8 protein-coding genes are annotated in these 9358 nt (G+C 44.4%); 1 reads left to right on the plus strand and 7 read right to left on the minus strand.

Annotation, left to right across the window (positions count from 1 at the left end; translation table 11 throughout):
* Nucleotides 1-3: 3 nt before the first annotated feature.
* Genes N693_RS0114095 through mntR form a run of 3 tightly spaced genes read right to left on the minus strand, consistent with a single transcriptional unit; the run spans nucleotide 4 to nucleotide 2248 of the window.
* Nucleotides 4-888, minus strand: a complete 885-nt coding sequence (locus tag N693_RS0114095; RefSeq protein ID WP_025785471.1) for a DUF1002 domain-containing protein — start codon at nucleotides 886-888, stop codon at nucleotides 4-6.
* Nucleotides 889-942: 54 nt separating this feature from the next.
* Nucleotides 943-1803 carry a S1 RNA-binding domain-containing protein gene (locus N693_RS0114100; RefSeq protein WP_025785472.1) on the minus strand — a complete coding sequence of 287 codons (861 nt, stop codon included), beginning with the start codon at nucleotides 1801-1803 and terminating at the stop codon, nucleotides 943-945.
* Between the two features lie 37 nt (nucleotides 1804-1840).
* Entirely contained in the window at nucleotides 1841-2248 is a 408-nt protein-coding gene (gene mntR, locus N693_RS0114105) for a transcriptional regulator MntR (protein ID WP_025785473.1), read from the minus strand.
* 133 nt (nucleotides 2249-2381) lie between these two features.
* Here mntR and N693_RS20265 point away from each other — a divergent pair, with 133 nt between their 5' ends.
* A complete protein-coding gene (locus N693_RS20265; RefSeq protein ID WP_156028928.1) occupies nucleotides 2382-2537 on the plus strand; it encodes a lmo0937 family membrane protein in 156 nt (51 codons plus the stop codon).
* Nucleotides 2538-2578: 41 nt separating this feature from the next.
* Here the strand turns inward: N693_RS20265 and N693_RS0114115 are convergent, their stop codons facing one another.
* From N693_RS0114115 to N693_RS0114130, 4 genes are all read right to left on the minus strand, one after another.
* Nucleotides 2579-3685, minus strand: a complete 1107-nt coding sequence (locus N693_RS0114115; RefSeq protein ID WP_025785474.1) for a GNAT family N-acetyltransferase — start codon at nucleotides 3683-3685, stop codon at nucleotides 2579-2581.
* Between the two features lie 27 nt (nucleotides 3686-3712).
* Nucleotides 3713-5821, minus strand: a complete 2109-nt coding sequence (locus N693_RS0114120) for a heavy metal translocating P-type ATPase (RefSeq protein ID WP_025785475.1) — start codon at nucleotides 5819-5821, stop codon at nucleotides 3713-3715.
* Nucleotides 5814-6170, minus strand: coding sequence for a metalloregulator ArsR/SmtB family transcription factor (locus tag N693_RS0114125; protein ID WP_025785476.1), 357 nt, complete (start codon nucleotides 6168-6170; stop codon nucleotides 5814-5816). Before N693_RS0114125 ends, N693_RS0114120 begins: the two co-directional genes overlap by 8 nt.
* A 502-nt stretch (nucleotides 6171-6672) precedes the next feature.
* Nucleotides 6673-9030: a penicillin acylase family protein gene (locus N693_RS0114130; RefSeq protein ID WP_025785477.1), complete on the minus strand. Its 2358-nt coding sequence runs from the start codon at nucleotides 9028-9030 to the stop codon at nucleotides 6673-6675.
* Nucleotides 9031-9358: the final 328 nt, after the last annotated feature.

Consider the following 9358-nt stretch of genomic DNA (forward strand, 5'->3'; position numbering starts at 1 on the left):
TAGTTATTGAAACACAGATTTCACTGAATCTACAAGTCCTTGGAAAAATTCTTTTACTTTATCCCAAAAACCGGGATCGATTTCACCTAATTTGTCTTTAACCTTTGAAGCCAAATCATCTAGTTGCTGTGAAAATTTCGAGAAATCTATATCTAATTTACTAATCCGGTCCATCAAGTCAATTAGTAATTGACGATCTGCATCACTTAGTTCGATTTTGTGCTTCTCTAATTGTTCTTTGACAATTTTTTCCACATCTTCTTTAGTCGCAGGGTTTTTGTCGGAAATCTGCTGTTTAATATCCGTCAATAGTTCGGCAACTTTGTCTTTGTCTACACCTTTTTCAGATAACGTCGTCGCAACGTCCAATTCGTCGTTGGCTACATCCGTACGTTCCTTATCTAGTGATTCTCCGCTTACTTCATAAGCTTTATAAATACCGACCAATGCAGAATGCCCAGTTACTTTCTTAGGGGCTGCAACTTCCACTTTAGCATCTTCAATGCCTGCCGTCAGCATAGCTGTCGCGTACATTTCTGGCGTGACTTGAGTAATATTGTCTTGCGTAACAATCGAAATTTCGAGCCCTTTACCTGCATCTTTCCGCATGATTTTCGCCGAAGAATACATTCGTGCATTCGGATCGCCGTCTTTAATATAAGTAACAAGATCTTTCCCTGTCACTTCAATTTCTTCTACTTCTGCTTCCTCGTCAACTTTCAGACTCTTTTTTACACTAGCCTTTTCGTCATCAGAAAGGTTGGCGCCGTAGACTACGATTGGTACTCCCAGCTTTTCATTAATGGTAGAATCTGCTGATGCAATGTTCGGTAACAGTAGCCCTACAGAGAGCATCAATGCAAGACTAGCAGCAAGCGTTCGTTTCATTTTCTTACCTCCTCGTTTCCAATACATACGAAATCTTGAGCTAAAAGGTTCCCGTCAATCTTTGAGGGACGTCCAGCCATCTCGCTGTTCAATCTTACCGTCTTTCATCAATCTGCCGAGTGCACGTTTGAAGGCGCCTTTACTAAGGCTAAACATTTCCTCAATTTCCTCAGGTGTCGACTTATCCGTAAATGGCATTTTACCGTTAGTTTCTTGTAAATACGCGTAAATCATTTCTGCATCGTCGTCCAATCGTTCCTGCTTACGCGGAAGTAGAGATCCATTTAGCGTTCCGTCTTCCTGTACATCAATGATGCGGACTGCGAGCTCTTCTCCAAGACGTGGCTCGGCAGCCATTTCGCTAGCGTGGATGAAGATTCGGAAATTATCAGGAATGCTTAGCAAGAACGCTCCTACTGGCAGCAACCGGTAAGGACGCGCTGTTAGGTTATCGTTCATGCGCCATTGCTCTGCAATTCCAATGACATCTAGTACGCGTTCTTCCGTTGCGAGTCGTCCGAAGATCGTTCCAGCTGGATCCGTACGAAGCGTCATATACAACGCATCGTCAATCTTTGGCCATAACTTTCGGACATGTGGCAGATCTGCTTTGTTCACGAGCACTTCGAAAGCTGCACCAATATCAACGTATGCTCCGAACTTGTCGTCCACCCGTAAAACCCGTGCCCAGCCGTATGTTCCCATTGTCATGTGCGGCAATTGCATCGAAGCCGCGAGTTCACCCCGTCGGTTCATGAATAAGAAAACGTCTGGAGTGTCTCCTGCTTGTAGTGTTTCCGGTGCTTCAGAAGCGTTCATATACAATTCTGTTCCATCTAAATCGAGTGACCAACGTGAGCCTTCAAGCTCCAGTACCCGAACTTTTTGAACTGTTCCTGCAAGTGTATTTGTCATCTTATTCTCCCATTTCCTTAAATAATTGTTAGTAAACTTATTCGTTGCGTTGTTTAAGTGCAGTCACGAAGCTTTTATCTTCATTCATGGCTTGTACAAGATCTGTTATTCGATCCATCGCGTCCCAGCTTAGGTGATGTTCAATTCCTTCTACATCTCCGTATATGTTTTCTTCCTTCACACCGATAATCCGTAAAAATTGTTCTAACAGTTCATGTCGTTGCACAAGCCGTTCACCAAAATTACGACCACGGACGGTTAGGCTTATATCTTTATATCGTTCATAAATAACGTAGCCTTCCTTATGGAGCCGTTGCGCCATTTTCGTGACTGATGACGGAAGTACGGCTAGCGATTCTGCGACATCCGAAACTCTTGCCTGGCCTTTTGCTTCAATTTGCAAGTAAATCTGTTCAATATAGTCTTCCATACTCGGTGTTGCCAATCCAAGCACCTCCGATAGCATTTTGTAGCCCATTTACCTTCAAATTTTTTTGGATGTGTTTAACTCAATTTGTACCTGGGTATCTAAACAGCATAACCAATTCAATCACAATCTCGAAAGGAGTGAACGACACATGGGTAAATTACTTTGGATTATCATTGTAGCACTAATTGCATTCTGGTTGCTTGGACTAATTTTCAAAATTGGTGGCGGCCTCATTCATATCTTGCTCGTCATTGCATTGATCGTGTTTATTCTTAACATGATTTCCGGTAGACGGTCAGTTTAAATAAAGGGATGTCGGTTTTCTCCGACATCCCTTTTTCACGTTTACTGGCTGATTTTTGCATATATGACTGTGTTTCTCAACTGTGTCCCGTCAGCTGATCGATCATCATTTTTCAACACAGCTTCTAGTTCAAAGCCTGCCCGTTCTGCAACGGCACGGCTTTTTTTGTTGAGTTCGTCGCATCTAATTTCTACTCGGTGTGCACCAAGTTCATCAATTGCAAACTCCGTAATTCGTTCTACAGCCTCTGTCATGTACCCTTTTCCTTCATATCCACTCGCTAACCAATAGCCAATTTCAAATTTGGGAATCGACCAATCGATTCTATGCAATCCTGATGAGCCTATGAAGTCACCTGTTTGTTTTTCGAACAAGTGAAGTCTGAGATCTTTTTTTGTGATGAAATCTGCAATTCCCTGTCGCATCCGTTGTTCTGTGTCCGCTAGATTTTGTGGCTGATGCGCCCATGGCATCCATTGACGCAGAGTAGGTAATGTTTGAAGGATTGCGTTATTTACGTCAGAAACATCATTTAGTGAAGGCATACGAATCAGCAAACGTTCTGATTCAAATTGGTCCGGGAAATCAGGGATACCTTGAATTGTCTGCGAACTTCCGTTATCTTCCCAGACTACTGGAGTTTTCTTCCCTGCCATATAGTCATCTCGCGTGATTCCGTAAGTAATAGCATCGTAATATCGATCTTCTTCTGGAGAAAACCATGCTTGCCTCAAATGTCCTTCTTTTACAAAGCCAGACCGTTCGAACGTCTTACGCATTGCTAGATTGTCATGTCGCGTGTGACCTGCCAGCCGGTTCTTCCCCTCCGGCAATCCAAACACATAGTTTGCCATGAGGCGCAGTGCACTTGCTCCATATCCTCTACCTCGATAGCGATCAGCGATACGTAAATCGAACAAGGGGACATCATCTTGTAAGTCATGGATTTTTGCGATGCCCACTTTTTCTCCGTTGTCGTTGACGAGCCAAAATGTTTTGACTTCATCTGACTCGTATCCACCTTCTCGGATCGCTTTTTCGATCAACTCGCGACCCGAATTTTCTTGCATGTGAAATGGCCATGTATTTGTGGTCATGAAGTGGATCAGCTGTTCTTGCTCCACCATTGTCCATTCTTTTAGTTGCATAAGGAAGTTCCTCCAAACGACCGCTTCTTACTTTTGGATTCGCATTAATCGAAGTGAATTCAACACAACTAACAGTGTTGCGCCCATATCTGCGAAGATTGCGATCCATAGCGTCAGCCAGCCTGGGATGACGAGAAGCAGTGCAGCAATTTTTAGTCCTACTGCAAACATAATGTTTTCTTTGATAGTACGCAACGTTTTTCTACTCAACTTCACGGTATATGGCAATTGTTCTAGATCATCCGCCATCAATGCGATGTCGGCAGTTTCTAATGCGGCGTCTGTCCCAGCGCCACCCATTGCGATTCCAACAGATGCTGCGGCAAGTGCCGGTGCATCATTAATGCCATCTCCGACCATCGCTACTCGCTTCTTGCCTTCGCTCAATTCACGGATTGCATTGAGTTTGTCTTCCGGCATGAGTCCAGCACGAACGTCGTCAATGCCTAAACGAGCAGCAATCGCTTGCGCCGTTTTCGGGTCATCGCCTGTCAGCATAACTGTAGTATCTACGCCGATTTCTTTTAATCGTTCAAGAACAAGTTTGCTTTCTTCTCTAACTGGATCCGCTACTGCGAAGAGCCCTGCAAATGCACCATCTATGACAGCGCCCATCACAGATTTCCCTTCAGTCTGCATGTCTGTTGCTTTGATCTTCGCTGATTCTGGAAGTTCAGTGAGTTCTTCCATCCATCGAAGGCTTCCGACAGAAACACTTTTACCTTCCACAACAGCAACTGCCCCTTTACCTGTGACGGATTGGAAGTTTTCCGCTGGTACAACTTCGAGGTTGCGCGCTTCAGATGCATTGACGAGCGCTCTTGCCAATGGGTGTTGTGAGAGACGTTCAACGGCTGCGACCGACTGAAGGAGATATGCTTCCTCTACTCCATTTGAGGTGATGATATCCGTGACTTCAGGATAGCCTTTCGTTAAAGTCCCGGTTTTATCAAACGCAACGGTTTTGATATGCCCCATTTCTTCCAGGTGGACGCCGCCTTTAATGAGCACGCCTTGACGTGCTGCGTTCCCGATTGCTGTGACAATTGCAACAGGTGTGGATACGACGAGCGCACAAGGGCATCCGACGACAAGAACTGCGAGTCCTTGATAAATCCAAGTTTGCCAATCCGCACCGAGAAGTGGTGGAATGACAGCGGTTAGCGCCGCAATGGCGATAATGGCTGGTGTATAGTATTTCGCGAACTTGTCGATGAATTGCTGCGAAGGTGCTTTTTCTGCCTGCGCATCTTCAACAAGATGAATAATTTTAGCGATTGTCGTGTCCTCTACTAATTTGGTGACGGTTACTTCTAGAGATCCTTCTTCGTTCAGCGTTCCTGCAAAAACGGTGTCGTCTACTTGCTTGGTGACAGGGACAGATTCGCCGGTAATCGCAGCTTGGTTCACGGTTGAGAACCCTGATCGTACCGTTCCATCCATCGCGATTTTTTGACCCGGCTTGACGATTAAGATGTCTCCGATTCGAATGTCTTCAGTCGGCAACTCGAACATCTCGTCATTTCGTCTGATGGTTGCTGAAGGAGGGGCAATGTCCACTAAACTGCTAATGGATTGCCGAGCTTTGTTCATGGAGTAGGATTCGAGTGCTTCACTGATTGCAAACAGGAGGACGACAACAGCGGCTTCGCGCCATTCCCCTATGATTGCGGCTCCGATAATCGCAATTGTCATGAGCGTGTTCATATCGAATTCAAGGCGTACTAAGTTTTTGAGCCCGTCGATGAACATCGAAGTTCCTCCGACCACAATCGCTATTGCAAATAAGATGATTGCGGTGGTATTGGTCTCTCCGTATTTGCTAGAAGTAAATAAACCTGCTGCTAGGAATACAAGAGATATTAGAGAGACGATGTTTTCTTTCCGTTTGAAGAATGGTGTTTTCTTGATAGGTTTACGTTGTGTGACTGGTACAACCCGGATGCCATCAAAGGCACCTGCAGATTCAAGTTCGTCGACGGTTGCGTCACCTGCAAATGACAGTTTACTCGCACCGAAGTTGACAGTAGCCACCTCGACATTTGGAAGTCGATTTACGTTTTTTTCGAATTTCATTGCACAGTTGGCACAACTTAAGTTTTCGAGACGATATTCAGTCCTGTTCGTTTCAGCCATTCTCTTCACCTTCCATCGTATGTTCGTGCGCTATTTTCACAAGTTGTAAGACGTGATCATCTGCAAGCGAGTAATAGACCATCTTACCCCTTCGTTCCGAGCGAGCTAATCCATTTTCTTTCAAGTATCGTAAGTGATGAGAGGCAGTCGCGTTAGATGCACCAATAATAGCACCGACATCACAAACACATAGCTCTTGTTTTAATGTTAATGAATACGCAATTTTGAGTCGTGTTTCATCTGCGAGCGCTTTAAAGAGTTGCACCATATTTCCAACGCGGGGCAATTCCTCTCGAATTTCGACTACAAGAGCGTCGTGAATAATCTGTTCATCACACGTGTCAACCATTTTCAATTTCATCCGCCTCCTCATCATTCAAATGTTCGTTTGATTGTAAGGTTAGTATATGCGTTATTCTGACGATTTGCAACTACTATCAAACGAAGGTTTGAATGAAGTTCGATTTCGTTCTTCACTTTTTGCACTAAATGGCTTCGCAAAGCGAAGCAGACCAATTAAATCTTGGTTTTTGATTGGTTAAGTGCACTTTTTCACGATTGAGGGTGTTGGTGAAGATTGGGTTGCCCGCGAGCGACAGAGGGCGAGGTGTTTATGATCATTTTTCGAGGTTTATGAGCGGAATTCTGTGGTTATGATCACTTTTGAAGATTTATGAGCACAATCCTGGGGTTATGAGCGTTTCTACTGATTTATGATCACTTTCCCATGTTTATGAGCGTTTTTGGAGGTTTATGAGCATTCGGTGTATTAGGGGTATCCCTAGAAACAAATGTAGCTCGATTCGAGCACACAAAAAAGCAGAGGCAACTTGCGCCTCTGCTTCATCAACTTATTTTGCTTCCAACGTCAACACGTTCCCATCTTTCACGTCACCTTCTAAAACAGTCTCATGGAAATCTCCGCGGACCCAATCATCGGCTTGATCGTGGAACCATTGTGACTTAACGTGGCCACTTTGACCAGGACCTACAATATGATAAGCCTTTGAAAGGTCATCCAGATCCGCAACAAAGCGCCACGAGGCTCCGTGATTCGCACTGCCATCGTCTTTGAACGATGCTGCCTGAACTGTAATTCCAGAGCCGCCTACAGGTTGTTTTTCCGGATCCAAGAACCGCGCTAGTATCGGTGAAGCGCTTGACAATGGATGAGGGAATACGAGTTGATGGAAGTCGCCCCACTGCCACTTCTCTGTTTTATCCCCATAATCTTCTTTCAGACTTGCAATCGTTTTTTCAAACGCATCATATACCCATTGGTCAACTCCCCCGTACTCTTGCACCCAAGTAGAAGGATCTCCCGCATACGCATTGCGTAAGAATTGATCCGTTAACTGTGGCTTTCCTGGCATGAACTCATAGACATCTGCGGGCATATCTGATGCAAACATCGTCACCGGCAATTGTTTCATAAGTTTATGGAATATGAGAGGCTGCGATGCATCCACTGAATCCACCTGATTCCAATCTTTCATCTGAGCCAAGATTTCCTTATATCGCCCTTTTCGATCCATCTTTTCAATTGACCCAATTAGTGAATCTAGAAACTCTCCAGCATGTAAATTCTTTTGGTCCATTTGTAATTTCATCATATCATCCGCTGTAAAGTCGTCTCGATCCCGAAGCACTTCTGCAATCCGCTCATAGCGATACGGTTGTGCCCAAAACTTCGTAATGTGATATGGATACTTTTCATCTACCACTTCGTTGTTAGCTGTGGCAATGAAACCTTCTTTAGGATTCACAACAGTTGGCAATTCATCATACGGAACATAACCGTCCCAGCCGTATTCTGAGGAATTCCCCGGAACCGGTAGCTGTGCGTCGCCTTTTTTACGAATCGGGATTTTCCCGTTTGCTTTGAACGCAATTGTACCGTCCGTTGAAGCGAATACAAAGTTTTGCGCTGGAGCACTGAATGCCTCCAACGCCGTTTCAAACGACTCCCAGTCGTCTGCTTTGTTTAAATCCATGATCGCTTCAAGCTCATTACTTGGCTCTAATGCCGTCCATTGCATCGAAAACACCGCGTCTGGCTTTTCATCTTTATAAATGACATCTGTGATTATCGGTCCGTGCCTAGTGACCAGTACTTCGAAAGGTATGTCTTTTTCACCCTTTACGCTAATTGTCTCATCGCGCACTTCAGCTTGCTCCCATTCGTCGTCATATTGGAATTGAGTCGGATCATCCGGGTTCGGGATTTCAATATATAGATCTTGGACGTCGGGCCCGACGTTTGTAACTCCCCATGCTACTTTTTCGTTATGTCCGAGGATAATTCCAGGAATCCCTGCAAAAATGACACCACTAACATTCTGTTCTGGGGACTTCAAGTGAATTTGATGCCAAATCGAAGGTGTGCTCAGTCCTAAATGCGGATCATCTGCGAGTAGTGGCATTCCTGATTTTGTTTTATCACCTGAGACAACCCAGTTGTTACTTCCGTTAAATTCGTGTGGTAGTAATCCAGGGTCAAACTGTCCCGTGACTTGGACTGGATTTTTTAAATTCGCTTCCATAATGGATTCTGCATTTTCCGGATACGTAATGAACAAATCTTGGGCTTTTTCTTCAGAATAATTATTGAGCGCCCAGTGCCGCATGGCTTGAGGTGTCCACTTTCCACCAAGGTCATACGCCATATACTTTCCGATTGTCAGTGAATCGATTGGTGTCCACGGCTCAGGTTCATAGCCGAGTAATTTGAATTCATAGGACAACTTTCCATTGTCTTTTACTTCTTCGATGAATGCATTCACGCCATCTGCATACCATCCTAAAACTTGTTTCGCGTCGTCGCTATATGTGTCGAACGATTTCTCCGCTGCATTTCTCAAGCTAAATGTACGGAACTGCTTGTCGGTATCGATCGCTTTTGCACCGACGACTTCGGACAGTCGTCCACTCGCCTGTCTACGTGCGAGATCCATCTGAAACAAACGATCTTGCGCATGAACATAACCTTGTGCACGATACAGATCGGCATCGGATTTGGCATCCAAGTGCGGAACGCCGTTTTCATCCCGAGTTACGGTTACGTTTTCATCTAATACAGTGAGCTGAACGTTCCCTTCAATTACGGGCTTCGACTTCCCTATGTAAACGTTTACAAAAATAAGTGCTGTTGCCGCGATTACTACAATCGTAGCGATGAACCATAGTAGGATTTTCGCTGGTTTCCCCATTTTCTTTTTATGTTTTGCCACAGAAGTTTCCCCCCATTTCTAATTTTTCTCTATACTTATCTATATTCGTTGTAACGCCATAAAATCCCTTTCGAAGTGAAAGGGATTTCGTGTCCTCCTGGATAAGTAGGGGGAGGGAGTTGTGGATAGTTTTTATGATTTATGATCAGTTTTTTTGCTTTATGAGCACTTTTCAGCATTTATGATCACTTCTTATGCTTTATGATCACTTTCAACGCTTTATGAGCACTTTCCCACTTTTATGAGCACTTCCAACGCTTTATGAGCACTTTCCAGTTTTTATGAGCACTTCCAACGCTTTATGAGC

Source organism: Sporosarcina sp. D27 (assembly GCF_000586555.1).
Taxonomy (GTDB): domain Bacteria; phylum Bacillota; class Bacilli; order Bacillales_A; family Planococcaceae; genus Sporosarcina.

Coding starts and splice junctions, on each gene's coding strand:
- N693_RS0114125 (WP_025785476.1), bottom strand. CDS start 6,170: ATGGTTGACACGTGTGATGAACAGATTATTCACGACGCTCTTGTAGTC.
- N693_RS0114100 (WP_025785472.1), bottom strand. CDS start 1,803: ATGACAAATACACTTGCAGGAACAGTTCAAAAAGTTCGGGTACTGGAG.
- N693_RS20265 (WP_156028928.1), top strand. CDS start 2,382: ATGGGTAAATTACTTTGGATTATCATTGTAGCACTAATTGCATTCTGG.
- N693_RS0114115 (WP_025785474.1), bottom strand. CDS start 3,685: ATGCAACTAAAAGAATGGACAATGGTGGAGCAAGAACAGCTGATCCAC.
- N693_RS0114095 (WP_025785471.1), bottom strand. CDS start 888: ATGAAACGAACGCTTGCTGCTAGTCTTGCATTGATGCTCTCTGTAGGG.
- N693_RS0114120 (WP_025785475.1), bottom strand. CDS start 5,821: ATGGCTGAAACGAACAGGACTGAATATCGTCTCGAAAACTTAAGTTGT.
- N693_RS0114130 (WP_025785477.1), bottom strand. CDS start 9,030: ATGGGGAAACCAGCGAAAATCCTACTATGGTTCATCGCTACGATTGTA.